This is a genomic window from Actinomadura sp. NPDC000600, from assembly GCF_040492135.1.
Lineage (GTDB): Bacteria > Actinomycetota > Actinomycetes > Streptosporangiales > Streptosporangiaceae > Spirillospora.
In genome coordinates, this window is sequence record NZ_JBEUPD010000010.1 from 1 (window position 1) to 24,750 (window position 24,750).

The window sequence follows — 24,750 nt, forward strand, 5'->3', positions numbered from 1 at the left end:
TGGACCTGAGCGGGGCCGCGGGTCGGGCGGCCGGAAGGCGCTCTAGGCGCCTGGAGGCCGCCCGACCCGCCGAGCCGGGCGACCGCAGCGCCACGAAACAAACCCGCACGGGCACAACACACCGAAACCGTGGCGGGAGGATCGCCCGGCTCGTAACGGGGGGTTCCAGGGGGGTCGCTACCCCTGGGCGGCGCAGCGTGAGGATCGCCCGGCTCGTAACGGGGGGTTCCAGGGGGGTCGCTACCCCTGGGCGGCGCAGCGTGAGGATCGCCCGGCTCGCAACGGGGGTTCCAGGGGGTCGCCCCCCTGGGCAGACACAGCCCGAAAAGCGTGGGGGAGGGCGTCGATCACGTCTTGGGCGCTGATCGGGGCTTCGGGGCCCGGGGTGGGGGCGGAGGCCAGGCGGGCGGCCAGGCCGTGGAGGTAGGCGCCGCTGGCGGCGGCATCGAGGGCGGGCATGCCGCCGGCGAGCAGGGCGCCGATCAGGCCGGACAGGACGTCGCCCGTGCCGGCGGCGGCGAGGCGCGGGGTGCCGGTCGGGTTCACGCGGACGGGGCGGTCCTGCTCGGCGACCAGGGTCGTGGAGCCCTTCAGCAGGACGGTCGCGGAGAGCTCGGCGGCGGCGCGGCGGACGTGGTCGAGGCGGGCGGCCTCGATGTCCTCGCGGTCGGCGGCGATGAGCCGGGACAGCTCGCCCGCGTGCGGGGTGAGGACGGTCGGGGCGGCGCGGCGCAGCAGGTCGCGGCGGCGGGCGAGGACGGTGAGGCCGTCGGCGTCCACGAGCACGGGCAGGTCGGTGCCGAGGACGGCCTCCAGAAGCGACTCGGCGGCGTCGCCGGTGCCGAGGCCGGGGCCGGCCACCCAGGACTGGACGCGTCCGATGCGCTCCAGGACCCTCGCGTCGTGGCGGCCGGGCTCGACGACCGTGGTGACGACCTCTGGCCAGCGCTGCCGGACGAGCTCGACCGGGCGGGCGACCGAGGCGAAGCGGACCATTCCGGCACCGCCGCGGACCGCGCCGCCGGTGCTGAGGACGGCCGCGCCGGTGAACTGGTCGCCGCCGGCGATGATGCCGACGACGCCGCGCCGGTACTTGTCGGACTCGGGGCGGGGCTCGGGCGGGGCGATGTCGGCGGGCCGGGCGGCGACGACGTCGGGGTCGGGCAGATCGGGGCCGAGGTCGATGTCGACCAGCTCGACCACGCCGCAGTGGGCGGCGCCCGGGTCGATGAGCAGGCCCGGCTTGTGCGTGCCGAAGGTGACGGTGACGTCGGCGTGGACGGCGGCGCCCTCCACGCGTCCGGTGCTCGCGTCCACGCCGCTCGGGACGTCGCAGGCGACCACGAGCCCGGCGGCCTCGGAGGCGAGCGCGGCGTACCGGGCGTGGGGCTCGCGAAGGCCGCCGGTCCCGCCGATGCCGGTCAGGCCGTCGATGATCAGGTCGGCGCCGGCGATGGCGGACTCGACAAGGGCGGATTCGGTGGGCGCGGAGTCCAGGAGGCGGCCGCCGGCGGCGCGCAGGTCGGCCAGCCCGCCCTCGTGGATCTTGGATCCGGCCTGCACGGCCTGGACGCGGGCGCCGCGCCGGGCGAGGCGGGCTCCGGCGTAGAGGGCGTCGCCGCCGTTGTCGCCGCCGCCCACCAGGAGGACTACGCGGGCCCCGTACACGGCGGGCAGGAGGCGCGCGCACACCGAGGCGAGCCCGGCGGCGGCGCGCTGCATCAGGGCGCCGTCGGGGAGCCGGGCCATGAGGGCCTGCTCGGCCGCCCGCACCTTGCCGACCTCGTGCGCGTACCTCATCCGCGACTCCCCAAGTCGATCACACACTTAGAGTGCCACGTGGGGACCCTCCGCAACCCCGGAGCCGTTCGATCACAACTTGCACCGCAACTTTCGGTGTCATGTGCGCAAAAGAATCTTCAGTCGTAGAATCTTGGGCATCCGGTCCGATGTATTCGCGCCGCGGCCCCCCGGTGCGGCAGAATGCGCCCAGATCAGTCCGCCGGGACTGGAGAGGCCCGAGCAATGAGCACTTCCCGTGGTCCCTCCGTCCGTCAACGGCGCCTGGCCGCCGAGCTCCGGAGGCTGCGCGAGGCCAAGGGCCTCACCGGAGACGAGGTCGCCGAACGGCTCGCCTGGTCGACCGCCAAGGTGAGCCGGATCGAGAACGCGCGGACCGGCGCGAAGATCGGCGATGTGCGGCGACTGCTGGAGCTGTACGAGATCGACGGCGCCCGGCACGACGACCTGATCGCCCTGGCGCACGACGCCGCCCAGCGGGGTTGGTGGGAGGACTACCGCGACCTGCCGAGCGAACTCGCGGACTTCATCGCACTGGAGTCCGAGGCGACGGCGGCCAGGGAATGGGGCAGCACCGTTATTCCCGGACTGTTGCAATCTGAGAGCTATGCCCGGAATGTCATCGGCGGATGGAGCGACCTGGCCACCCTGCCTCCGCAGGAACTCAACCGCCGGCTGGACGTGCGAATGCGGCGGCGCGAACTGCTCGACGGACCCGCTCCCCTGGAACTGTCGGCGGTTATCGACGAGGCGGTTCTGCGGCGCCGCATCGGCGATCAGAAGGTCATGCGGGAGCAGCTCGAACATCTGTACCAGATGACCGAGCGCCCGAACGTGACCCTGCAGATCCTGCCCTTGGACGTACCACACTCGGTGTTGGCCGAATCGTTTATCCTCCTGGAATTCTCCTCGGTGCACGACATCAATTTTCCTGATATCGTTCACACGGAATCACTGACGATCAGCCACTTGGCGGAAGAAGCCGTCACCTATATGTACCGGCTCGCCTATTCGAGTCTGTCCCGCCAGGCACTGGATCCCGCGCAATCGCGACGGCGCATCGCCGAGGCCAGGGACGCGTGGTGACGGTCCGCTAAGGGCTCAATCCTTGCGAAAGGCACCGAGTGTCCCTTTTTGCTACTCCTGTACCACAATGGAGGAGAAGCGCCCACTGCGGGGCGAGTAATACATGCGTCGAGATCGGCACGCTAACCGATTCGTCCCGGTTTATCGGGGCCCGCGACGCGAAGTACGGCACGCAGAGTCCGGTCCTGTCATTCTCCCAGGCGGAATGGCGGGAATTCGTCGAACGAGCGAAGAAGGGTGATTTCGACCTGGGCCGCTGACCCGGCGCGAGGCGCCGTCCGGCCCCGTCCGCCAAGGCGTGCGGGGCCACGCCGCACGAGCCGGGTCCACCGCGCCGACCCGGCTCGTCGCCCTCACAACCGCAACTCTGGAACTACCTCGGCACGCCTGACACACGGGTACCGCGCCACCCGGACGTGATCAGGCGTTTTTTGCGATCTTGTTACCGTGTGCTTGATGCACCGGCAGCGCGGCCGCGGCAAATGCAACTTTCGATGCAGGGAGCCGGAATGAGTTTCCAGGGGACACCGCACGCCCGATGGAGAAAGAGCGCCCGATGCGGCGCCAGCAACTGCGTCGAGGTCGCACGTCGCGGCGGGGACGCCATATGCGTGCGCGACACCGAGGACGCCGCGACGATCCTGTCGTTCCGGCCCGATGAATGGCGCACGTTCACCGAGCGCGCCAAGGACGGTCGTTTCGACACCCGCTGAAACAGTCACTGCAACTTGCAAGTCCGGCGAGATTTCCAACCGGCCTGAGAATTGCGTTGAGCGGGAGCGGATGCGCGCCGCTCGGTAAGGAGCCGCATGATTTCCCGCGGTACACCGCTCCCGCTGATCGCATTCCCAGAAGATGATCGCATTGTGAAATCGCTCACGGCGCGAGAAACGCCTATCCGCCGCACGGTCACCTGACGGCCCCGCAGGCGTCCGTCAGGCCACGCGGACGCCTCGGGGGACCCGGTACAGGGGCGTCCGCAGGCGGGAGGCCGTGATCCACACCGCGCCCGCCGCGAGGGCCAGGTCGAAGGCCAGCCCCCACGGCCACACCGCGGCCCCGTCCTCGCGGTCCGACCCGTAGTCGTCGTCCCCCGCGCGGACGTCCCGCACGGTGCGGCTGATCGAGCCGAGCGGGTCGGACTCCGGCGCGCGGCTGATCACCTCGTCGCCGACGACGACGCGGCGCTCGGGCAGGCGCGGCGCCGCGTCGGCGAGCGCGACGACCGGGTTCGGGGCCAGCAGCCACCAGACGCGCTCGGTGTGGTCCTCGCTGTACCCGCCGTACCGGTCGGGGACGTGCTCGGACGTGAGCGGGACCGCCAGCGTGAACAGCAGCGGCGTCCCGACGAGCAGGGCGAACACCGTCAGGTACGACAGCAGGATCGAGGTGACGCTGCGGGCCACCAGCGCCGACCAGGCCTGCGACACCGCGCAGACCACGCCGATCAGCAGCGCCGTCACCAGCAGGACGACCAGGGCCCGCCCCACGCCGATGGCGCCCTCGGCGACCGGCAGGAGCAGGCTCGGCAGCGTCAGCACGAGGGTGACCAGGCCCGTCCCCCAGGCGGCGGCGAGCTTGCCGAGCGCGATCTCGCCGGGGGTGAGCCGGGTGACCTGCAGCGTCGCGAGCGTCCCGCGCTCGCGGTCCCCGTTGACCGACTGGCCGCCGAGCGCCGGGGTGACGAGCAGCGTCAGCACCAGCACCCCGAGCAGGACCCCGCCGAACATGGGGACGCCGGGCTCGCCGAAGGAGGACGTGTCGCCGTACTCCAGCGCCAGCCGGAACAGCAGCCCGAGCCCGTTGACGACCAGGCACCAGACGAGGAGCAGGATCTTCCAGCGGCCGGTCCGCAGCCGGGTCCTGATCTCCTGCCGTGCCACCAGGCCGATTCCGCGCGCGGTCAAGGACAATGCTCACCTCCGGTTCTCGGTCATCGCCAGGTAGGCCGATTCGAGCGCGCTGCCGGCGGGCGCGAGGCCGCTGACTGGCACGCCGGCGGCGACGAGCCTGGCCAGCAGCCCGGCCGCCTCCTCCTCGGTCAGCGGGCCGACCTCGGCGCCTCCCGCCACGTCGGCCGCCTGTACCCCCGGCAGCTCCTCCAGCTCGCGGGCGAGCGCCGACGCCAGCGGCTCCGGGTCCAGGGAGCGGATCCGCCACCGGACCCGCGCCGAGGCGCCGGTGATCTCCGCCATCGCGTGGTCGCCGACCGTCCGGCCGTGGTCGACGAGGACGACCCGGTCGGCGATCTCCTCCAGCTCGCTGAGGATGTGGCTGGACACGAGCACCGCGACCCCGTCGGCCGCGAGGGACCGCAGCAGGTCGCGCAGCTCGATGCGGGAGCGCGGGTCGAGGCCGGACGCGGGCTCGTCCAGCAGCAGGATGCGGGGCCGGTGCACGAGGGCCCGCGCCATCCCGAGCCGCTGCTTCTGCCCGCGCGAGAGGGCGTGGACGGGGCGCCCGAGGTGGTCGTCCAGGTGGACGAGGCTGAGCAGCGCCCTGATCCGCCGCGGGCGCTCCGGCTTGGGCACCCCGTAGGCGTCGGCGAAGAAGCCCAGGTACTCGTCCACCGTGAGCTGGTCGTAGACGCCGAAGGTGTCCGGCATCCAGCCGAGCGCGTCACGCGCCTCGGCGGGACGGGCGAGCGCGTCGTGCCCCGCGATCCGCACCGTGCCCGCGTCGGGCGCGAGCAGCGTCGCCAGGATCAGCAGCAGGGTCGTCTTGCCCGCCCCGTTGGCCCCGACGAGCGCCGTGACCTGCCCGTACGGGACGGTGATGTCGAGGCCGCGCAGCGCCTCCACCGGCCCGAAGCGCCGCACCACGCCGCGCGCCTCGATCGCTGGGCCGCCGTCTCCCGCCACCCGCCACCTCCCGTCGCCGGGCCGGTCCCGATTCCGATGAGACGCGGCCCGCCGCGGGACGGTTCGGAAGAATCCGGAATCTTCCCAGAATCCGGACGTCCCCCAGGGGGCGGGCTACTCGACTGTGACGGACTTGGCGAGGTTGCGCGGCTGGTCGACGTCGTGGCCCTTGGCGGTGGCCAGCTCGCACGCGAACACCTGCAGCGGGACGGTCGTGACCAGCGGCTGGAGCAGCGTCGGGACGGCCGGGACGCTGATCAGCGTGTCCGCGTACGGCTCGACCGACTCGTCGCCCTCCTCGGCGATCACGATCGTCCGGGCGCCGCGGGCCCTGATCTCCTGGATGTTCGACACGATCTTGTCGTGCAGGACGTCCCGCGCCCGCGGCGGCACGACGACCACGACGGGCAGGTCCTCCTCGATCAGCGCGATCGGGCCGTGCTTCAGCTCGCCGGCGGCGAAGCCCTCGGCGTGCATGTACGCCAGCTCCTTGAGCTTGAGCGCGCCCTCCAGGGCGACCGGGAAGCCCACGTGGCGGCCGAGGAACAGCACGCACCGCTCGCCGGCCAGGGAGCGGGCCAGCTCGCGCACCGGCTCCATGGTCTCCAGGACCTTCTCCACCTTCTCCGGCATCCGCTCGAGGAGCTGGACCATGGCGAAGACCTCGTCGCCCCACTTGGTGCCGCGCACCTGCGCGATGTAGAGGGCGATCAGGTAGACGGCGACGAGCTGCGTCAGGAACGCCTTGGTGGACGCGACCGCGATCTCCGGCCCGGCGTGCGTGTAGAGGACGCCGTCGCACTCGCGGGGCAGCGTCGAGCCGTTGACGTTGCAGATGCCGAGCAGCTTGGCCTTCTGCTCCCGGGCGTGCCGGACGGCCATCAGCGCGTCCATCGTCTCGCCCGACTGGGAGATCGCGATGACCAGCGTCGTCGGGGACAGGATCGGGTCGCGGTACCGGAACTCGCTGGCCAGCTCGACCTCGCAGGGCAGCCCCGCCCAGTGCTCGATCGCGTACTTGGCGATCAGCCCGGCATGGTAGGACGTCCCGCATGCGACGATGATGATCTTGTCGACCTCGCGCAGCTCCTGGTCCGGGATGCGCATCTCGTCCAGGTGCAGGCGCCCGTCGGCGCCGATCCGGCCGAGCAGCGTGTCGGCGACGGCTCGCGGCTGCTCGGCGATCTCCTTGAGCATGAAGTAGTCGTAGCCGCCTTTTTCCGCGGCGGACACGTCCCAGTCGACGTGGTACTCCTTCACCTCGGCGGGGCGCCCGTCGAAGTCGGTGACCGTGACGCCCTCGGCGCGCAGCTCGACGACCTGGTCCTGGCCCAGCTCGATCGCGTCGCGGGTGTGCTCGATGAACGCGGCCACGTCGCTGGCGAGGAAGTTCTCGCCGTCCCCGACGCCGACGACGAGCGGGGAGTTGCGGCGCGCCCCGACCACCAGGCCCGGGGAGCCGGTGTGCGTCGCGACCAGCGTGAACGCGCCCTCCAGCCGGCCGCAGACGCGGCGCATCGCGTCCGCGAGGTCGCCGCCGCCCTTCAGCTCGTCCTCGAGCAGGTGGGCGACGGCCTCGGTGTCGGTGTCGGACCCGAGCCCGTGCCCGCTCTCCTCCAGCTCCGCCCGCAGCTCCGCGAAGTTCTCGATGATGCCGTTGTGGATCACCGCGACCGAGCCGGTGCAGTCGACGTGCGGATGGGCGTTGCGGTCGTTCGGCGGCCCGTGCGTCGCCCACCGCGTGTGCCCCATGCCGAGCGTCCCGGCGGGCGGGGGCTCCTCCGCCAGGGCGTTGCGCAGGTTCACGAGCTTTCCCGCGCGCTTGGCCGTCGCCAGCTTCCCGTCGGCCAGCACGGCCACCCCGGCCGAGTCGTAGCCGCGGTATTCCAGCCGCGCCAGGCCGTCGACGACCACGTCGAGGGCCGGACGGCCGCCTACGTACCCCACGATTCCGCACATGGCGGCAACTCTATTCGGTGTCTCGCACCGGACCTACCTGCGAGGGCCGCGGAAGCATGACGCTAGCGTGGACGACCGGTGGAAACCCGGTGACCGGCACGCAGCCCGGTTACTGTTCAGCCATGACGAGCGGATGGGACAGCGTGCCGAGCCCCTACGTGGAACTCTCCCGTGAGGCCTGGCGCGGCCTTCGCGAGAACACCCCGCTCCCGCTCACCCCCGGTGAGCTGGACGCCCTGCGGGGCCTGCGCGACCCGATCGACATCACCGAGGTCGAGGAGGTGTACCTGCCGCTGTCCCGGCTGCTCAACCTGTTCTTCCTGTCGGACGGGCGGCTGCGCGACACCGTCAGCGGCTTCCTCGGCGGCCAGGTGGAGCCCACCCCGTTCATCCTCGGGGTGGCGGGCAGCGTGGCGGTCGGCAAGTCCACCACGTCCCGGCTGCTGCGCACGCTCCTCGCGCGCTGGCCGGAGCACCCGAGCGTGGAGTTGGTCACGACCGACAGCTTCCTTTACCCGAACGCCGTTCTGGCCGAGCGCGGGATCATGGACCGCAAGGGGTTCCCCGAGTCCTACGACCGCCGCGCCCTCGTCCGGTTCGTCTCGGCGATCAAGTCGGGCGCGGCGGAGGCGTCGATCCCGGTGTACTCGCACCTGGAGTACGACATCGTCCCGGACGCGGTGCAGACCGTCCGGCGCCCCGACATCCTGATCGTCGAGGGCCTGAACGTGCTGCAGGCGCCGCCGCCCGGCACCCTCGGCGTGTCCGACTTCTTCGACTTCTCGATCTATGTGGATGCGCGGGTCGAGGACATCCGGCAGTGGTACATCGACCGGCTCTTCGCCCTGCGCCGCACCGCCTTCACCGACCCGCGCTCCTACTTCCACAAGTACGCCCACGAACTGGACGAGGACGAGACCGCCGCCTTCGCGCAGCGCGTGTGGCGGGACGTCAACGAGATCAACCTCGTCTCCAACATCCTGCCGACCCGCGCCCGCGCCACCCTCGTCCTCCACAAGGACAAGAACCACACTGTCCAAAGGATCCGACTCCGTCGGATCTGAGGCGGGTCAGCGGCGCCAGGGGCCTGTTACGGCGAAAGTCGTGCCCGGGGTGTAGACGTTGACGTACATCGTCCGGTTGTCGGGGGAGAACGTGACGCCGGCGAACTCGCCCCACTCGGGTTCGGTCTCGGTGCCGATGTTCTGGCGGTTGCGGGCCATCGGGTAGACCGTGCGGCGGCGGGAGACGCCGAAGACGTGCTGGGCGCCGTTGCCGTCCTCGCACACCATCAGGCCGCCCTGCGGGGCCAGGCAGATGTTGTCGGGCGACTCGCCGGGCTTCTCGAGGTCGGTGTCCGGGCCGAACACGATGACGAGGGTGAGCCGGCGGTGGCGCGGCTCGTAGGACCACACCTGCCCGAAGTGGTCGGCGCGGGAGCCGTCCTTCGTCTTCGCGAAGCTCGACACGAAGTAGACGCGGTCGCCGCCCCAGTAGCAGCCCTCCAGCTTCTGGGCGTGGGTGATGCCGCCGGACCCGAAGTCCTGGAACCGGATCGGGGTCTGCGCCGCCAGCGGGTCGGGCACTTTCTTCCATTCGACGTGGTCGAACACGGTGCCGGGCTCTTGCACGACCGACAGGTCCGGGACGCCGGGGACGCACAGCGCCTCCAGTCGGCCGCCGGCCCGCAGGCTGCCGAAGCCGCCGCGCGGCCGCTCCGGCAGGAACCGGTAGAACAGCCCGAACGGCTTCTCGAAGGCGTCCTCGGTCTCGTAGACGGTGCCGTCGCGCGGGTCGACGGCGATCGCCTCATGCTGGAAGCGCCCCATCGCGGTCAGCGGCTCGGGGACGGTCCGGCCCTGGTCGTACGGGTCGACCTCGAAGATGAACCCGTGGTCCTTGGTGTAGTTCCCGGTCCCGGCCTTGTCCTCGGTCTCCTCGCAGGTCAGCCAGGTGTTCCACGGGGTGGGGCCGCCCGCGCAGTTCACGGCCGTCCCGGCGATGGCGACGCGCTCGGTGTGCACGCGCCCGGCCGCGTCGACCTCCAGCGCGGTGCAGCCGCCCAGGCCGCCCGGGTCGTAGGTGACGCCCTCGACGGTCGGCACGCCGTGCTCGGCGGTCGGCCGGTTCTCGTGGTTGCGGACGAGCCATGTGCGGCCCCGGCGCCCGGGGAAGGCGGCCATCCCGTCGCAGTGGCTCGGTACCGCCCCCTCTCCGGAGCGCAGCGGCTCTCCCTCGCGGGACAGGACGGTGTAGCGGAACCCGCGCGGCAGGTCCAGCAGCCCCCTCGGGTCGGGCACGAGGGGCCCGTACCCGTCGTGGCCGCCGGTCGGGGCGGCGGACGCGGCCCCGGCGAACAACTGCTCCACGGACCCGGTGAAGGCGATCCCCGCCCCCACCGCACCCGTCCTGGCGAGGAGCTGACGGCGCGAAACTGACATGAGCACACTCCCTGATGGATCGTTACATGATCCTCTTGCCCGTTGTAACACGCGTCACAGTGATTGTGAACCGGCCCGGTGCGGAGCCGGGCGAACCGCGGTTCCGGACGGTGCGTCTGAAGATCGATACTGTCCGTGCCTGCCGTGAGACTGGAGCAATGACCGACACCCCCGGCGTCGAGGACGCCCCCGAGAGCGACCTGCCCCGCCTGCTCGTCGAACCGCCGTGGAGCCGCCGGACGCCCCGCGGCGCGGAACCGGTCGTCCTGAAGGGGCTGAAGCGGCCCAAGACGCGGGCCGCCGAATCCTGGCCGCCCGGCCTCCGCGAGGAGTGGCTGAAGGTCGCCGACGGCTACATGGCGTCCTACGCGCCGCTGCCCGCGGACACCGACTGGGCGGCGGTGGCCGAGCACTTCCGCAGCGGCGCCGCACTGCGCGACCCGCGGGGCGGCGAGCGGGCCCGCCGGTACTACCGGCTGGTCATGGACGGGCCCGGTGACCTCGCGGACGAACTGCTCGCCGACGAGCGCTACCACGACGACTGGGCCGGCTGGAGTTACCGGGTCCCGCACAAGCACTTCGCGGCCCGGCGCGGCCTCGCCGCCCACCGGCTGATCCTGAACGCGGCCAAGGCGCACCCCTCCGGCGCGGAGGCGCTCGTCCCGTTCGTGGACGACGCCACGGCGCAGGTCATGATCGGCGCGCTCGGCCGGGTCGACGAGGCCGCGCGGCTCTGGTTCGCCTGGCACGGGTCCGCCGCGGCTCCGTTCGTCGTCCCGGAGGCGCTGCGCAAGCCCGGTCCCAAGCGCGCGAAGGCCGAGCAGGGCCTCGCGCTGATCGCCCGCGAGCACGGCAGCGGCTGCCTTGTGGAGGCGGCGCGCGGGTACGGCGAGGAGGCAGTCGCGGCGGTCGAGGCGCTGCGCACCGACCCGCTGGACCAGTACCCCGACGACCTGCCGGAATGGGACGAGGAGACCGTCCGCAAGCTCCCCCGGCTCCTGCTGCGCGGCCGCGACCGGGCACTGCCGGTGACGGCCGTCCGCAACTTCGCGACGATGCTGCTGATCTCCACCCCGGAGGACCCGTACCCGGGGTGCGAGCAGGTGATCGAGCTGTGCGATCCCGGTTCGCTCGCCGAGTTCGCCTGGGCCCTGTGCCTCAACGAACCCCGCCACGGCCTGTGGGCGTCGCCGGGCGTGCAGTACGCCCTCCGGCGCCTCGGCGACGCCGCGACCGCCGCCCGGCTCACCGACCGGATGGCGCGCTGGGACAACTACTACACCTGGAGGTTCAAGGGGCTGACGGCGCTCGACGTCCTCATGGCGATCGACGCGCCCGCCGACGGCAAGCTGCGCCATCTGGACCGCCTCGCCCGCCGGAGCGCCGACCACAAGCACATGCGCCGCCATGCGCAGGGCCGGCTGAACGCCATCGCCTGGCAGCGCGGGCTCACCTCCGAGCAGCTCGCGGACCGGATCGTCCCCGACCTCGGCCTGGACGCCGAGGGCTCGATGACGCTCGACTACGGCCCGCGCCGCTTCGTCGTCGGGTTCGACGAGCAGCTCAAGCCGTTCGTGACCGACCAGGACGGAAAGCCCCGCAAGACGCTGCCGAAGCCGGGCGTCAAGGACGACGAAACGCTCGCGCCACTCGCCTACAAACGGTTCGCCGACCTGAAGAAGGAGGCCCGGACGGTCGCCGCCGACCAGATCAAGCGGCTGGAGAAGGCGATGGTGGCCGGGCGCTCCTGGACGGCGGAGGAGTTCCGCTCGGTCTTCGCCGGGCACCCGCTGATGCGCCACATCGCACGCCGCCTGGTCTGGTCGGCGCACGGGGTGGGGGCGGACGGAGCGGGGCCGGACGGAGCGGGGCCGGCGGACGGCGCCGCGTTCCGGGTCGCCGAGGACGGCACGCTCGCCGACGTCCACGACGACGAGTACGCCCTCCCGCAGGACGCCCGCGTGACGCTCCCGCACCCGGTGCTCCTCGGCAAGGAGGCCGTCGCGGCGTGGGCCCCGGTCTTCGCCGACTACGAGATCCTCCAGCCGTTCCCGCAGCTCGGACGTCCCGTCCACGAGCTGGGGGACGACGAGCGCGACACCGGCCGGCTGGCCCGGTTCGAGGGGCACACCGTCCATTTCGGCAGGCTCATGGGCATGACGTCCCGCGGCTGGGAGCTCGGCGACAAGGAGACCGGCGGGTTCCGCCGCCAGGTCAACCTGATCACCCCGGACGACCGGCACGTGATGGTCGCGTTCGAGCCCGGCATCCGCGTCATCGAACCCGACGAGTACGCGGAGCAGAAGATCGAGCGGGTCATGCTGATGACCGGCCGCTACTCCGGGAAGGAGCATCCCTTCGGCGCGCTCGACCCGGTCACCGCGTCCGAGATGCTCGCCGACCTGATCCGCCTCACCGCCTGACCCGTCTCGCAGCCCGGGCTCGTCGGCCGCACGCCGCCGCCGTCCACCGATCGGTGGACGGCATGTTCCACCGGTCGAGGCTCATGCGCGCAGGGGTGCCGCGGCCAGCATCGTCGGTATGACTGATCTTCTTGTACGCATGGCCCGGTGGAGCGCCGGGCACCCCTGGCGCGGCATCGCCGCCTGGCTGCTGTTCGTGGTGCTGTGCCTCGGCATCGGCGTCGCGGCCGGCGGGCACGCGGCCACGACCGAGGACTTCCGGATCGGCGAGGCCGGACGGGGGGAGGCGATCGCCGCCGAGGGCGGGCTCCAGCAGAGGCCCGTCGAGCGCGTGCTGGTCACCGGCAGGGGCGCGGCGGCCGACGCGGCGGCCCAGGACGCCGCCGCGCGCATGCGGCGGCTGCCCGAGGTCGCGTCGGTGTCCGCGCCCGTGCGGTCGAAGGACGGCTCGGCCGTGCGCGTCGACGTGACGTTGAAGGGCCCCGAACTCCAGGGCAAGAAGCACGTCGAGCCGTTGCTGGCCCAGACCGCGGCCGTGCGGGCCGCGCACCCGGACGTGCGGGTGGAGGAGACGGGCGGCCCGTCCATCAGCAAGGGCGTCGAGAAGCTGCGCGACGACGACCTCGCCCGCACCGAGGTGATCGCGTTGCCGATCACGCTGATCACGCTGCTGGTGGTGTTCGGGTCGTTCGCGGTGGCGGTCGTGCCGGTGGTGCTCGCGCTGACCTCGATCGCGGCGGCGATCGGCCTGTCGATGCTCGCCTCGCACGTCTTCCCGGACGCCGGGGTCGGCGCCAGCGTCATCCTGCTGATCGGCATGGCGGTCGGCGTCGACTACACCCTCTTCTACCTCAAGCGGGAGCGGGAGGAGCGGGCCCGCGCGGAGGGCCGGCTGACCGCGCGGGCGGCCGTGGAGGTCGCCGCGGCGACGTCCGGGCGCTCGGTGGTGGTGTCCGGGCTGGCGGTCGCCGCGTCCAGCGCGACCCTCTACCTGGCCGACGACGTGATCTTCTCCTCGATCGCGACGGCGGCGATCGTGGTCACGCTGATCGCCGTCGTCAGCTCGCTGACCGTCCTCCCGGCGGTGCTGGCGAAGCTCGGCGGGTGGGCGGAGCGGCGGGCCGTCCGGCGCGGCCGGACGCCGAAGCCGCCGCGGACCGGCGGCGGCCGGATCACCCGGGCGATGCTGCGCCCCACCGGAAGGCACCCGGCCGCGACGCTGGCCGTGGCCCTGACCGCCATGCTGGCGCTGACGGCGCCGCTGCTGAGCATCGACCTCACCGACATGGGCCGCGACAGCCACCCGCGCGAGATCCCGGCGATGCGGACCTACGACCGGCTGAACGCGGCGTTCCCCGAGCTGAAGGCCATGCACCAGGTCGTCGTCAAGGCCGACGCCGCACGCGCCGACGAGGTGACCGCCGCCCTGCGCGCCCTGGCGGAAAGGGCCGGGGGCGATCCCCTGCTCGCCGGGACGTCCGAGCTGCGCACCTCGCCGGACGGGCGGATCCACCTGCTCGAACTCGCGGTGCCGCACCACGTGAGCACCGACGAGGCGCGGCGCTCCCTGGAGCGGATGCGCGGCGAGTACGTCCCGGAGACCGTCGGACGGCTCGGCGTGGAGACCGCCGTGACCGGGGACGTGGCCCGCTACGCCGACTATCCCGAGCACCAGGAGAGCAAACTGCCGTTCGTCATCGGGGCGCTGCTGCTGGTCACGTTCGCGATGACGGTGTGGGCGTTCCGCTCGGTGGTCCTCGGCCTGATCGGCGTGGTGCTGAACCTGCTGTCGGCCGGCGCCTCCCTCGGCCTGCTCACCCTGGTGTTCCAGGGGACGTGGGCGGAAGGCCTGCTGGGCTTCACCTCCACCGGCTCGGTCGGCTCCCGCGTCCCGCTCTTCCTGCTGGTGATCCTGTTCGGCCTGTCGATGGACTACCAGGTGTTCGTGATCAGCCGGATCCGGGAGGCGGCGCTGCGCGGCGTCCCGACCCGGCAGGCGGTGCTGGACGGCGTCGGCGGCTCGGCGAGCGTGGTGACCAGCGCGGCGTTCGTCATGGTGACGGTGTTCGCCGGCTTCGCCACCGTCCACATCATGGAGCTGAAGCAGATGGGCTTCGCCCTGGCGGTGGCGGTGCTGCTCGACGCCGCCGTCATCCGCGTCACGGTCCTGCCCGCGGTGATGCTGCTGCTCGGCGACCGGTGCTGGTGGCCGTCGCGCCGCCCGCGGCGGGCCCCGGACCGCGCGGCCACGCCGGTGCCGCAGAACATAGGCTGATCGTCATGGTGCAGCCCGGCGAACGTCCCCAGGTGCGGGCGCTCCGCAGGTGGTACGCGGCCGCCTGGATCGTGTTCGGACTGGTTCCCCCTGCCCTGGCGGTGGCGGACCAGCCGGACTCCACCAGGGCCCCGACGCTGGCGCTGCTGTCGGTGCTCGGGCTGTGCTACCCGATCACGGAGACGTTCCCCGGGAATCCGGTGGTCCGCCGGAACACGTTCCTGGGCGTGCTGATCGCGGGGATCGGCGGCGTCTCCTTCCTGATGGGCGGCGCCGCGTCCCTGCTCATCGCGTCCCTCCCGCACTTCTGGATCTTCGCGGGGAGCCCGCGGCGCGCGGTGCTGCTCAGCGGCGCCGCCGCCGCGGCGGCGGTCGCCGGGGACGCCGTCCGGCACGCCCCGGACGTGGAGCCGCCCACCGGCAACTCGGTCGCCGCGCTCATCGGGTACGCGGCGGGCGTCCTGCTCGGGCTGTGGATGCACCGGGTGGTCGGGCAGCAGGACGAGCGCGCCCGGCTCCTCGAAGCCGACCTGGCCGACGCCGAGCGCCGCCTCGCCGAGGCGCAGCGGCGGCAGGGCGCCACCGCCGAGCGCGAACGGATCGCCCGCGAGATCCACGACACGCTGGCGCAGGGGTTCGCATCCATCGTCGTCCTGGCGGAGGCGGCCCGCACCGGCCTGCGCTCCGACCCGGACCTTACCGGCCGGCAACTCCTGTCGATCGAGCAGACGGCGCGGGAGAACCTCGCCGAGGCGCGCGTCCTCGTCAGTTCGGGAGCGCAGTTCGGGCCGGAGGCGCACGGATCGGATACGCGGGACGTCGCCTCCGCGTCGATCGCCCGGACGCTGCGCCGCGCCCTCGACCGGTTCGCCGAGGACACCGGGCTCACCGTCCACGCCGAGCTGCCCGACGTCGAGTGCGACCAGACGACCCGGATCGCGCTGCTGCGCTGTACGCAGGAGTCGCTCGCCAACGTCCGCAAGCACGCCGGCGCGTCCACGGTCGGCGTCGTGCTCGAACGGCACCCGCACGGCGTCGAGCTGGAGGTCACCGACGACGGCCGCGGCTTCACGGTCGCCGGGTCGCACGGCTTCGGACTCGACGGCATGCGCCGCCGCCTCGCCGAACTCGGCGGCGAGCTCACCGTGACCAGCTCCCCCGGCGAGGGCACCCGGATCCTCGCCATGATCCCCGCGAGGGCGTGAGATGACCGCGAATCCCGCACCGGCCCCCCGGAGACTCCGGATCATCCTGGTGGACGACCACACGGTCATGCGCGCGGGCCTCGTCGCGCTGCTGGCCGCCGAGCCCGGCATCGAGATCGTCGGCGAGGCCGGCGACGGCCGCGCGGGGATCGCCCTGGCCGAACGGCTCCGGCCCGACGTCGCGCTGCTCGACCTGCGGATGCCCGTGCTGGACGGCGTCGCCGCCACCGCCGAGATCGGCCGGTTCGGGACCCGCGTCCTCGTCCTCACCACCTACGACACCGACACCGAGATCGAGCGCGCGATCGAGGCCGGCGCCGTCGGCTACCTGCTCAAGGACACCACCCGCGACCAGCTGGTCGAGGCGATCGGCGCGGCGGCGCGCGGCGAGACCGTCCTCGCGCCCCGGGTGGCGGAGAAGCTCGTCGCCCGGATGCGCCGCCCCGAGCCGGCCGCGCTGACCGCCCGGGAGGTCGAGGTGCTCCGGGCGGTCGCCGACGGCCTGTCCAACGCCGAGATCGGGCGGCGGCTCGTCATCGCGGAGGCCACCGTCAAGACGCACCTGCTCCGCGTCTTCGCCAAGCTGGACGTCGGCGACCGCACGCACGCCGTCGTCGTCGCCATGGACCGCGGCCTCCTCCCCCGCTAGTCGGCGCTGGCGACCGGGAGGGAGCGGAGCCGGAAGGTGGCGAGGAACGTCGCGACGAGCGTCACCGCGACCAGCAGCCCGATCGCCACGGGCAGGTCGACGGTGGACCTGACCGGTGACGCCTCGGTGAGCGCGTCCGTCACCGACAGGCACCACTGCTGGATGGACGCCGACTTGGCGCCCGGCGCGAAGTTGCCGAGCAGCGACTCCCACACCAGCGCGTACAGCAGGCCGATCGTGACGGCGTTGCGGCTGGCGACGGCCAGCGCGACGAACACCGAGCTGTAGACGACGCCGCCGACCAGCACCCCGATCGCGAACGCCGGGGTCAGCTGCGCGGTCGTCCCCGTGAGGATGACCCCCGCCAGCAGCGTCGGCACCGTGGCGAACACCGTCACCAGGACGATCGCCACGACCAGCTTCGTCAGCACGATCACCTCGCGCGGGATCGGCTTGGTCAGCACGTACATGATCTGGCCGTCGTCGATCTCCGGGCCGATCACGCCGGTGCCGGCGATCAGCGCGAGCAGCGGCAGCAGCGTCGCCAGGCCGAACTTCTGCAGCACGCCCGCGGAGACGTCCAGGTCGTCGTTGCCGGTCACGCTCAGGGCCACCGCCAGCACCAGCAGGAGCAGCGGCAGCCCCAGCAGGAGCAGCGCGCGCTTGCGTCCGAGCATCGCCCGGAACGTGATCATCGCGATCGTGCCATTCATCGGGCCACCAGGTAGGAGAAGACGCTTTCGAGGGACTCGTCGGCCGGGGAGACCTCCCAGAGGCGCACGTCGGCGTCCCGGGAGACCTGCGGGAGCAGCCAGGTGAAGCGCTGGAAGTCGACCGCCTCCACCTGCAGGCCCTTCTCGGTGAGCTGGACGCTGCGGGCCGAGCCGTCGGCGATGACGGCGGCGGCGAGCCGCCGGTCGTCGGACGAGCGGACGAGGAAGATGTGCGGCCGGTCGGTCATCAGCCGCCGGATCTTGCGGAAGTCGCCGGACGCCGCGTGCCGGCCCGCCACGATCACCTCGATGTGGCTGGCGAGCCGCTCCACCTCCTCCAGGATGTGCGAGGAGAACAGGATCGTGCGGCCCTCGGCGGCCATCCGCTGGATGAGGTCCATCAGCTGGAGCCGCTGCCGCGGGTCCATGCCGTTGAACGGCTCGTCCAGCAGCAGCACGGGCGGGTCGTGCACCAGCGCCGACGCCATCTTGATGCGCTGCTTCATCCCCTTGGAGTAGTTGCCGATCGGGCGTCCGGCCGCGTAGTCCATCTCCACCAGGCCGATGGCGCGGCGGGCGGCGGCGCGGGGGTCGGGCAGCTTGTGCAGTTTGGCCATCGCGAGGATGAACTGCTCGCCGGTGAGGAAGTCGTAGGCCGACTCCCGTTCCGGCACGAGGCCGAGGCTGCGGTAGGCGCCGGGGTTGCGCCAGATCGGCGTCCCGTCCAGCGTGACGGATCCGGACGACGGCGCGAGGAACCCGCCCATCATGTGGATGAGCGTCGACTTGCCGGCCCCGTTCGGCCCGAGGAGCCCGGTGACGCCGGGCCCGACCTTCATCGACACGCCGTTGACGGCCACGACGTTCCCGTACCACCGGGAGACGTTCTCCAGGATGAGCTCGCTCATGCTGTACTCCTTCGAGGGGGGACGACCCCCCACCCCCCGGGTCGCTCCGCTCATTAGGAGAGGCCCGCCTTACGGAACCGGCGGTACAGGACCGCGATCGAGCCGACGATGATCAGGACGCACAGCGCGAGCGCGACCACGCCGCCGGCGATGCCGGACGGCACCCCGGCCGACGACGTCTGCGCGCCGAGCAGCCGGACCTGGACGATGTCCACCAGGTTGAACGGGGTGAACAGCCCCGCCCAGCCCTGGAGGGTGAAGTTCGTCTGCGCCTCGGCGATCCCCTGGACGGCGCCGACGAACGCCGCGCTGATCATGTAGACGGCGATGACCGCGGCGACCCCGAACCCGCGCCGCGGGGTGAACGCCGCGACGACCATCCCGATGGCCGCCAGGACGAGTGCGAACAGCACGCAGCCGACGAGGGCGCCGAGGTACTTCAGCACCTGCTCGCCGGGGTCCGGCATCTTGGAGATCAGTCCGCCGACGTACAGGACGGTGACGGGCACCGCCATCAGCGCGAACAGCGCGGTCGCCATCGCGGCGCCCTTCGCCAGCACGAAGTCGAGATGGCCGACCGGGCGCGAGAAGTACAGCGGGATGACGTGGAAGCGCACCTCCCGCGAGGCCAGCACCGGCGCCTGCGTGGCCAGGAAGATCGCCACGATGACCTGCATGATGTTGGCGTAGGAGGCGTAGCGGAACAGCGCGTCCTCCTGCTTGGTGAACGCGAACGCCGCGACCGACCCGGCGGCCGGCAGCAGCATGATCGCCGCCAGCAGGAACGGCATCACCTTCGCCCGCGCGGGGCGGCCGAGGCCGTACGCGGCGCGCAGGTTGTGCACGTACAGCGACCGCAGGACATAGGCGCGGCCGTTGCGGCGCCCGTCGTAGTGCCGGTAGCCGATGTCGTGAATCGTGCTGGTGCTCATCGCGGCGCTCCCTGCTGCACGTCTCCCGGCCGCACGCCCGGGGGCTGCGCGTCTCCGGGCGGGTCCTGCGGCGCGGGCGGCGTCTGGAAGACCTCTTCGATGTGGTGGCGGCGCTGCTCCATCCGGACCAGCCGCAGCCCGAGCTCGGCGACGCCGTCGCGGACCAGGTCGTAGGTCTGCTCGCCGGCGATGTCGACGACGAGGAACCGGCCCTCCGGGCGGACCGCCACGCCCTGGTCGTAGAGGTGCTGCCCGAGCGCGTCGCGCCCCTCGTCGACCTCGACGGTGAGGACGCCGCTCTCGGTCGTGTACGCCTCGACGGCCTGGGAGCGCAGCAGCTTCCCGCCGTCGATGATGACGACGTGGTCGCAGACGCGCTCCAGCTCGCCGAGCAGGTGCGAGGTGACGAGGACGCTGATCCCGAAGTCGGCGCCGATCCGGCGGATCAGTTCGAGCATCTCGTCGCGCCCGGCCGGGTCGAGGCCGTTGGTGGGCTCGTCCAGGAAGACGAGCTTCGGGTCGTGGACGAGGGCCTGCGCGAGCTTCACCCGCTGGCGCATCCCCGTCGAGTAGCCGCCGATGGGACGGTACCGCTCCTCGTACAGCCCGACGTGCCGGAGCGTGTCGGCGGCGCGTTCGCGGGCCGCGGTCGGCGGCAGCCCGCACATCCGGGCCATGTGCACGACGAACTCGGTCGCGGACACGTCCGGCGGCAGGCAGTCGTACTCGGGCATGAACCCGACGCTCTCCCGGATCCGCAGGCCCTCGCGGGCGATGTCGAGGCCGAGGACGGTCGCGGTCCCCGAGGTGGGCGGCAGCAGTCCGAGGAGGATCTTGATGAGCGTCGACTTGCCGGCGCCGTTGGCGCCGACGAGGCCGACGACGCCGGGCTCTACGGCCACGGAGAGGTCGTCCAAGGCGGTCACCCGAGGGAACCTCATCGTCAGGCCCTGGGTGGCGATGATGGGCATACCGTCGAACCTAGTGGCTGGCTCGCCGCGGCACGTCACCCTAAAGGGCGATCAGGGGCAGCCTTTGGTCCGACGCGGCGCCGACCTAAGTTCCCCGCGCGGCGGTCCTCCGGCCGCGGTGGCGCAGCACGACGGCCCACAGGCTCCGCTGGACGAGCAGCGTCACCGTCCCCGCGATGATCATTCCGACGATGTTGACGCCCAGCTGGAGCAGCGAGCCGGTGATCTCGCTGCCGTGCTTGAGCGCCATCGCGACCGCGAGGTTCCCCGCCGCGGGCACGGTGGTGACCGAGATGAAGACCCCGACCAGCGCGGACGACTTGCCGGCGGTGAGCGACAGCACGCCCGCCGCGCCCGCGAGCAGCGCGACGATGAACGACCAGCGGTCCGGGCTGTAGATGAACGCGGTGAGCGGGCGCTTGTCGGGCAGCCTGTCCAGCTCGATCACGCCGGTCCACCGGGCGGCCAGCGCGCACACGTAGGTGACCGCGACCGCCACGGTGAACCCGACGGCCAGCGCCCGCACCGCGTGCACGATGCGTCCGGGCTGGAGCCGGACGAGCCCGAAGCAGATCGCCGCGATCGCGGCGAACTCCGGCCCGAGGACCATGGCGCCGACCACCAGCACCGGCGAGTCGATCAGCGCCGCGATCGCGGCGAGCTGCGTGGCCAGCACGAGGAAGGCCACGAAGGACCAGGTCAGCGCCGTTCCCTCGCTGACCTGCCGGTCGAGTTCCTCCCAGACGACCGCGTCGTCGCCGTGCCCCGGCGCGAGGTCCTTGGCCACTTCGGCGTGGTCGGACAGCGTCAGGTCGACCTTGTCGAGGGCGATCGACCCGTCCCGGTCGACGTCGAGGGCGCGCAGCGCGTCCAGCACCTCGTTGGCCGCCTCGCGGGCGATGTCGGCGGTCACGAGGTCGCCCTGCGGGGAGCGGGCGGCGCCTGCGATCACGACGACGTTGGTGGCCCCGGCGCAGGCCGCCAGCTCCTTGCAGACCGCGTCGGTGCGCTCGGCCGGCACGATCGCTCTCAGATGCAGCACGGGGCAATCGTGCCGTAAACGACGCGTCGATGTGGCAGAACGCCTGGTCGTGAGGTTTGATCGGTTATTTGCCTTCAAGGTGGCAAAAACCCGCAGAAACCCCCCCAGGACGGTGAAGGCATGACACAGGCGCCGGTGCTGACGAAGGCCTCGTGGACGAGGGCCATGCTGGCGAAAGCCAGGCTGACGAAGGCCAGGCCGACGGAGGCCGAGCTGACGAAAGCCGAGCCGACGGAAGCGGCGCGCACGAGCGCCGAGCGCATGAGCGCCGGGCGCACGAGAACCGAGCGCACGAGAACCGGGCACACGAGGACCGGGCACACGAGGACCGGGCGCGCCAGGACCGGGCGCACGAGGACTGCGCGGGCCGCCGTGGCGGGCCTCGCGCTCGCCGTCCCGCTGGCGGCGGCGGGCTGCGAGGGCGACGTGGGGCTCTCGGAGACAGGGTCGCCCTCGTCCGGCACGACCAAGCCCGCGTCCGGCGACGCGGCCAAGGCCCGCAAGAACCTGTCCGGACTGCGGATCGCGTCCACCGGGGACAGCGGAGGCTACCGGCGCGACAAGTTCGGGACGCGCTGGAAGGACACCGACCACAACGGCTGCGACCAGCGCAACGACGTCCTCGCCCGCGACCTGGAGAAGGTCGAGAAGAAGGGCAGGTGCATCGTGCTCTCCGGACGGCTGGACGACCCCTACAGCGGCAAGCAGATCACCTTCGAGAAGAAGGACGCCGCCGAGGTGCAGATCGACCACGTCTACCCGCTCGCCCTCGCCTGGCGGATGGGCGCCTCCCGCTGGAGCGAGGACAAGCGCGAGCAGTTCGCCAACGACCACGACAACCTGCTCGCCGTCTGGGGCGTGCCCAACCGGCAGAAGAGCGACTCCGGCCCGGGCGAGTGGAAGCCGCAGAAGGGGTTCCAGTGCGTCTACGCCATCAAGTACATCGCGGTCGCGAAGGAGTACGAGCTGCCGGTGACGCGCTCCGACCACGACGCGCTCCAGGACTTCCTCGGCCGCTGCTGAGCCGGCCGTAAGCTCGTCCCATGAGCGAATCGCGCGACAGTGACGCCGCCAGGGACGTTGAGCAGGGGGCGGACGCCGAGGGTATGGCGCAGGAGCGGCCGCGGGTGCGGACGGAGCGGGGCGTGGGCGCGCGGGCGACCGGGGCCGAGGTGACCGGCGCGTCCGCGACCGGGCTCACGCTGCGGGCCGGGAACGGGTTCGGCTCCCTGGCGCTCGGGGCGATGGCCGTCGGCGCGGTCGCGGTCGGCGCGGTCGCGATCGGCAAGCTCGCCGTGAAGCGGGCCGTCATCGGCCATCTCCAGGCCGGGACCGTCGAGATCAAGCACCTGAAGGTCGGCCGGCTGGAGATCGACGAGCGCTAGCCGCTCCCGGCCGCGAGACCGGGAACGGCGCGGGCGGGCGGCAGGGTCAGCCGAGGGCCGTGCGCACCACGCCGGCGAGGTGCTCGGCCACCGACTGGGCCTGCGTCTCGGACGCCGCCTCCACCATCACGCGGACCATCGGCTCGGTGCCGCTCGGGCGGATCAGGACGCGGCCGGTGTCGCCGAGGTCGGCCTCGGCGGCGGCGACGGCCGCGGCCAGCTCGGGGGAGGTCTTCGCGCGGTTCTTGTCGACGCCCTTGACGTTGATGAGGACCTGCGGCAGCCGCGTCATGACCTTGGCCAGCTCGTCCAGCGGGCGCCCGCGGCGGACCATCGCGGCGAGCAGGTGCAGGCCGGTGAGGACGCCGTCCCCGGTCGTGGCGTGGTCCAGCATGATGACGTGGCCGGACTGCTCGCCGCCGAAGCCGAAGCCGCCCTCCTTCATCGCCTCCAGGACGTACCGGTCGCCGACCGCCGTCTCCACGACGGTGATCCCCGCCTCCTGCATGGCCAGCTTGAAGCCGAGGTTCGACATCACGGTCGCGACCACGGTGTCCTGGGCGAGGGCGCCGGCCTCCCGCAGGTCGAGGGCCAGGACCGCCATGATCTGGTCGCCGTCCACGACCTCGCCGGACGCCGTCACCGCAAGGCAGCGGTCGGCGTCGCCGTCGTTGGCGATGCCCGCGTCCGCGCCGTGCTCGCGGACGGCCTTCTGCAGCGCCTCCAGGTGCGTGGAGCCGCAGCCGGAGTTGATGTTCAACCCGTCGGGGGCCGTGCCGATCGTGATGACCTCGGCGCCCGCGCGGCGCAGCGCCTCCGGGGCGACGTCGCTGGACGCGCCGTTCGCGCAGTCGACGACGACGCGCAGGCCGTCCAGCGACACCGGGACCGTGGTCAGCAGGTGCGCGACGTACTGCTCGACCGCGCCGTGCGCCTCCCGGACGCGGCCGACGCCCGCCCCGGTCGGCAGGTCCCACGCCTCGCCGAGCCGGGCCTCGACGCGGTCCTCCAGCTCGTCGGGGAGCTTGTAGCCGCTGCGGTCGAAGAACTTGATCCCGTTGTCGGGGGCGGGGTTGTGCGACGCCGACAGCATCACGCCGAGGTCGGCGTCCAATGCATGGGTCAGATGCGCCACCGCGGGCGTCGGCAGGACGCCGAGCCGCAGCACGTCGACCCCGGCGCTCGCGAGGCCCGCCACGACGGCGGCCTCCAGGAACTCTCCCGAGGCGCGCGGGTCGCGGCCGACCACCGCCACCGGCCGGTGCCCCTTGAACGCGCCCTGCTCGCCCAGGACCCTCGCCGCCGCGACGGACAGGTCCATGGCGAGCGGGGCGGTCAGATCGCGGTTGGCGAGCCCGCGCACGCCGTCGGTCCCGAACAGACGAGCCACAGTTCAACTCCCGATCAGAGAGAAGGAGAGATCACCCGGAAAAGCGGACGAGCCGCCGCACCCGGTGCGCCGGCCATGCGGGCCGGACACGAAAAAGCCACGGGGTGCGACGGCTCGTGCCGTCGATCAACGCTTGCTGTACTGCGGAGCCTTGCGGGCCTTCTTGAGACCGGCCTTCTTGCGCTCCGGCACCCGCGCGTCGCGGGTGAGGAAGCCGGCCTTCTTCAGCGCCGGGCGGTGCTCGATGTTCGCGAACTGCAGCGCGCGGGAGATGCCGAGGCGCAGCGCACCGGCCTGGCCGGTGGTGCCGCCGCCGTTCACGCGCGCGAGCACGTCGAACTGGCCCTCCAGGCTCAGCAGCACGAACGGCTCGTTCACGATCTGCTGGTGGACCTTGTTCGGGAAGTACTGGTCCAGGGTGCGGCCGTTGATCTTCCACTGGCCGGTGCCGGGGACGATGCGGACCCGCGCGATGGCCTGCTTGCGGCGGCCGGTGCCGGCCGCGGGGCCGGTCGCGACCGGCTGGCCGAGGAAGCCCTCGCCGGCGGCCTCGGGGGTCTCGGTGCTGTACTCGGACGGCGCGTCCTCGTACGAGTCGAGTTCGGCGGCCTGCTCGGCGCCGGTGGTCTCGTCCACGGTTCTCCTTGGGGTGTTCTAGCCAGGGCGGCTGGCCCGTACGACGGGTGCCCCGGCGGCCTCTGCTTGGCTGC

At 72.3% G+C, this 24,750-nt stretch carries 22 protein-coding genes; 10 read left to right on the plus strand and 12 right to left on the minus strand.

Translation table 11 applies throughout. The features are described from left to right. Nucleotides 1-240: 240 nt before the first annotated feature. Nucleotides 241-1,800 carry an NAD(P)H-hydrate dehydratase gene (locus ABWI07_RS16410; protein WP_353819053.1) on the minus strand — a complete coding sequence of 520 codons (1,560 nt, stop codon included), beginning with the start codon at nucleotides 1,798-1,800 and terminating at the stop codon, nucleotides 241-243. Between the two features lie 225 nt (nucleotides 1,801-2,025). On the opposite strand from ABWI07_RS16410, the gene ABWI07_RS16415 reads away from it, so the two are divergent. From ABWI07_RS16415 to ABWI07_RS16425, 3 genes are all read left to right on the plus strand, one after another. Beyond that, entirely contained in the window at nucleotides 2,026-2,886 is an 861-nt protein-coding gene (locus tag ABWI07_RS16415) for a helix-turn-helix domain-containing protein (protein WP_149258957.1), read from the plus strand. Nucleotides 2,887-2,924: 38 nt separating this feature from the next. Next, a complete protein-coding gene (locus ABWI07_RS16420; RefSeq protein WP_149258956.1) occupies nucleotides 2,925-3,146 on the plus strand; it encodes a DUF397 domain-containing protein in 222 nt (73 codons plus the stop codon). 249 nt (nucleotides 3,147-3,395) lie between these two features. Further along, nucleotides 3,396-3,599, plus strand: coding sequence for a DUF397 domain-containing protein (locus ABWI07_RS16425; RefSeq protein ID WP_149258955.1), 204 nt, complete (start codon nucleotides 3,396-3,398; stop codon nucleotides 3,597-3,599). 222 nt (nucleotides 3,600-3,821) lie between these two features. Here the strand turns inward: ABWI07_RS16425 and ABWI07_RS16430 are convergent, their stop codons facing one another. The 3 genes from ABWI07_RS16430 to glmS form a co-directional block, all read right to left on the minus strand. Further along, the gene (locus tag ABWI07_RS16430; protein WP_353819054.1) at nucleotides 3,822-4,793 is read right to left on the minus strand and encodes an ABC transporter permease; all 972 of its coding nucleotides are present in this window, start codon (nucleotides 4,791-4,793) and stop codon (nucleotides 3,822-3,824) included. A gap of 9 nt (nucleotides 4,794-4,802) precedes the next feature. Beyond that, nucleotides 4,803-5,747 (minus strand): ABC transporter ATP-binding protein, encoded by a 945-nt coding sequence (locus tag ABWI07_RS16435; protein WP_353819055.1) that lies wholly within the window; start codon nucleotides 5,745-5,747, stop codon nucleotides 4,803-4,805. A 114-nt stretch (nucleotides 5,748-5,861) separates the two neighbouring features. Next, a complete protein-coding gene (gene glmS, locus ABWI07_RS16440) occupies nucleotides 5,862-7,706 on the minus strand; it encodes a glutamine--fructose-6-phosphate transaminase (isomerizing) (protein WP_353819056.1) in 1,845 nt (614 codons plus the stop codon). Between the two features lie 122 nt (nucleotides 7,707-7,828). Here glmS and coaA point away from each other — a divergent pair, with 122 nt between their 5' ends. Next, on the plus strand, nucleotides 7,829-8,770 hold the full coding sequence (gene coaA / locus ABWI07_RS16445) for a type I pantothenate kinase (RefSeq protein WP_149258951.1): 942 nt from the start codon (nucleotides 7,829-7,831) through the stop codon (nucleotides 8,768-8,770). 6 nt (nucleotides 8,771-8,776) lie between these two features. On the opposite strand, the gene ABWI07_RS16450 is transcribed toward coaA, so the two are convergent. Further along, nucleotides 8,777-10,147, minus strand: coding sequence for an alkaline phosphatase PhoX (locus tag ABWI07_RS16450; protein WP_353819057.1), 1,371 nt, complete (start codon nucleotides 10,145-10,147; stop codon nucleotides 8,777-8,779). 158 nt (nucleotides 10,148-10,305) lie between these two features. On the opposite strand from ABWI07_RS16450, the gene ABWI07_RS16455 reads away from it, so the two are divergent. From ABWI07_RS16455 to ABWI07_RS16470, 4 genes are all read left to right on the plus strand, one after another. Next, nucleotides 10,306-12,570: a DUF4132 domain-containing protein gene (locus tag ABWI07_RS16455; protein ID WP_353819058.1), complete on the plus strand. Its 2,265-nt coding sequence runs from the start codon at nucleotides 10,306-10,308 to the stop codon at nucleotides 12,568-12,570. Between the two features lie 118 nt (nucleotides 12,571-12,688). Then, nucleotides 12,689-14,845, plus strand: a complete 2,157-nt coding sequence (locus ABWI07_RS16460; RefSeq protein ID WP_353819059.1) for an MMPL family transporter — start codon at nucleotides 12,689-12,691, stop codon at nucleotides 14,843-14,845. Between the two features lie 5 nt (nucleotides 14,846-14,850). Then, nucleotides 14,851-16,050, plus strand: a complete 1,200-nt coding sequence (locus ABWI07_RS16465) for a sensor histidine kinase (RefSeq protein WP_149258947.1) — start codon at nucleotides 14,851-14,853, stop codon at nucleotides 16,048-16,050. Between the two features lies 1 nt (nucleotide 16,051). Beyond that, entirely contained in the window at nucleotides 16,052-16,699 is a 648-nt protein-coding gene (locus ABWI07_RS16470) for a response regulator (RefSeq protein ID WP_149258946.1), read from the plus strand. Here the strand turns inward: ABWI07_RS16470 and ABWI07_RS16475 are convergent. The 5 genes from ABWI07_RS16475 to ABWI07_RS16495 form a co-directional block, all read right to left on the minus strand. Then, nucleotides 16,696-17,412, minus strand: coding sequence for an ABC transporter permease (locus ABWI07_RS16475; protein WP_149258945.1), 717 nt, complete (start codon nucleotides 17,410-17,412; stop codon nucleotides 16,696-16,698). The genes ABWI07_RS16470 and ABWI07_RS16475 overlap by 4 nt on opposite strands. After that, nucleotides 17,409-18,320: an ABC transporter ATP-binding protein gene (locus tag ABWI07_RS16480; protein WP_149258944.1), complete on the minus strand. Its 912-nt coding sequence runs from the start codon at nucleotides 18,318-18,320 to the stop codon at nucleotides 17,409-17,411. The genes ABWI07_RS16475 and ABWI07_RS16480 overlap by 4 nt, the downstream gene beginning before the upstream one ends. A 53-nt stretch (nucleotides 18,321-18,373) precedes the next feature. Continuing rightward, nucleotides 18,374-19,252 carry an ABC transporter permease gene (locus ABWI07_RS16485; protein ID WP_149258943.1) on the minus strand — a complete coding sequence of 293 codons (879 nt, stop codon included), beginning with the start codon at nucleotides 19,250-19,252 and terminating at the stop codon, nucleotides 18,374-18,376. Continuing rightward, nucleotides 19,249-20,223: an ABC transporter ATP-binding protein gene (locus tag ABWI07_RS16490; RefSeq protein WP_149258942.1), complete on the minus strand. Its 975-nt coding sequence runs from the start codon at nucleotides 20,221-20,223 to the stop codon at nucleotides 19,249-19,251. The genes ABWI07_RS16485 and ABWI07_RS16490 overlap by 4 nt, the downstream gene beginning before the upstream one ends. Before the next feature lie 85 nt (nucleotides 20,224-20,308). After that, on the minus strand, nucleotides 20,309-21,265 hold the full coding sequence (locus ABWI07_RS16495; RefSeq protein ID WP_149258941.1) for a DUF389 domain-containing protein: 957 nt from the start codon (nucleotides 21,263-21,265) through the stop codon (nucleotides 20,309-20,311). A 120-nt stretch (nucleotides 21,266-21,385) separates the two neighbouring features. On the opposite strand from ABWI07_RS16495, the gene ABWI07_RS16500 reads away from it, so the two are divergent. Together ABWI07_RS16500 and ABWI07_RS16505 are read left to right on the plus strand one after the other, a co-directional pair. Beyond that, nucleotides 21,386-22,288 carry an HNH endonuclease family protein gene (locus ABWI07_RS16500; RefSeq protein ID WP_353819060.1) on the plus strand — a complete coding sequence of 301 codons (903 nt, stop codon included), beginning with the start codon at nucleotides 21,386-21,388 and terminating at the stop codon, nucleotides 22,286-22,288. A 20-nt stretch (nucleotides 22,289-22,308) separates the two neighbouring features. Further along, complete coding sequence (locus ABWI07_RS16505) at nucleotides 22,309-22,650, plus strand: hypothetical protein (RefSeq protein ID WP_353819061.1); 342 nt, start codon at nucleotides 22,309-22,311, stop codon at nucleotides 22,648-22,650. Between the two features lie 46 nt (nucleotides 22,651-22,696). On the opposite strand, the gene glmM is transcribed toward ABWI07_RS16505, so the two are convergent. Together glmM and rpsI are read right to left on the minus strand one after the other, a co-directional pair. Beyond that, a complete protein-coding gene (gene glmM / locus ABWI07_RS16510; RefSeq protein ID WP_149258939.1) occupies nucleotides 22,697-24,040 on the minus strand; it encodes a phosphoglucosamine mutase in 1,344 nt (447 codons plus the stop codon). 126 nt (nucleotides 24,041-24,166) lie between these two features. After that, nucleotides 24,167-24,676 carry a 30S ribosomal protein S9 gene (gene rpsI, locus ABWI07_RS16515; RefSeq protein WP_149258938.1) on the minus strand — a complete coding sequence of 170 codons (510 nt, stop codon included), beginning with the start codon at nucleotides 24,674-24,676 and terminating at the stop codon, nucleotides 24,167-24,169. Nucleotides 24,677-24,750: the final 74 nt, after the last annotated feature.

Excerpts from the sequence above, each read along its gene's own strand:
- glmS (WP_353819056.1), bottom strand. The coding sequence starts at position 7,706 with ATGTGCGGAATCGTGGGGTACGTAGGCGGCCGTCCGGCCCTCGACGTG.
- ABWI07_RS16470 (WP_149258946.1), top strand. The coding sequence starts at position 16,052 with ATGACCGCGAATCCCGCACCGGCCCCCCGGAGACTCCGGATCATCCTG.
- ABWI07_RS16460 (WP_353819059.1), top strand. The coding sequence starts at position 12,689 with ATGACTGATCTTCTTGTACGCATGGCCCGGTGGAGCGCCGGGCACCCC.
- ABWI07_RS16485 (WP_149258943.1), bottom strand. The coding sequence starts at position 19,252 with ATGAGCACCAGCACGATTCACGACATCGGCTACCGGCACTACGACGGG.
- ABWI07_RS16455 (WP_353819058.1), top strand. The coding sequence starts at position 10,306 with ATGACCGACACCCCCGGCGTCGAGGACGCCCCCGAGAGCGACCTGCCC.
- ABWI07_RS16425 (WP_149258955.1), top strand. The coding sequence starts at position 3,396 with ATGAGTTTCCAGGGGACACCGCACGCCCGATGGAGAAAGAGCGCCCGA.
- ABWI07_RS16450 (WP_353819057.1), bottom strand. The coding sequence starts at position 10,147 with ATGTCAGTTTCGCGCCGTCAGCTCCTCGCCAGGACGGGTGCGGTGGGG.
- ABWI07_RS16475 (WP_149258945.1), bottom strand. The coding sequence starts at position 17,412 with ATGAATGGCACGATCGCGATGATCACGTTCCGGGCGATGCTCGGACGC.
- ABWI07_RS16465 (WP_149258947.1), top strand. The coding sequence starts at position 14,851 with ATGGTGCAGCCCGGCGAACGTCCCCAGGTGCGGGCGCTCCGCAGGTGG.
- ABWI07_RS16415 (WP_149258957.1), top strand. The coding sequence starts at position 2,026 with ATGAGCACTTCCCGTGGTCCCTCCGTCCGTCAACGGCGCCTGGCCGCC.
- ABWI07_RS16480 (WP_149258944.1), bottom strand. The coding sequence starts at position 18,320 with ATGAGCGAGCTCATCCTGGAGAACGTCTCCCGGTGGTACGGGAACGTC.
- ABWI07_RS16410 (WP_353819053.1), bottom strand. The coding sequence starts at position 1,800 with ATGAGGTACGCGCACGAGGTCGGCAAGGTGCGGGCGGCCGAGCAGGCC.
- ABWI07_RS16490 (WP_149258942.1), bottom strand. The coding sequence starts at position 20,223 with ATGCCCATCATCGCCACCCAGGGCCTGACGATGAGGTTCCCTCGGGTG.
- coaA (WP_149258951.1), top strand. The coding sequence starts at position 7,829 with ATGACGAGCGGATGGGACAGCGTGCCGAGCCCCTACGTGGAACTCTCC.
- ABWI07_RS16500 (WP_353819060.1), top strand. The coding sequence starts at position 21,386 with ATGACACAGGCGCCGGTGCTGACGAAGGCCTCGTGGACGAGGGCCATG.
- ABWI07_RS16505 (WP_353819061.1), top strand. The coding sequence starts at position 22,309 with ATGAGCGAATCGCGCGACAGTGACGCCGCCAGGGACGTTGAGCAGGGG.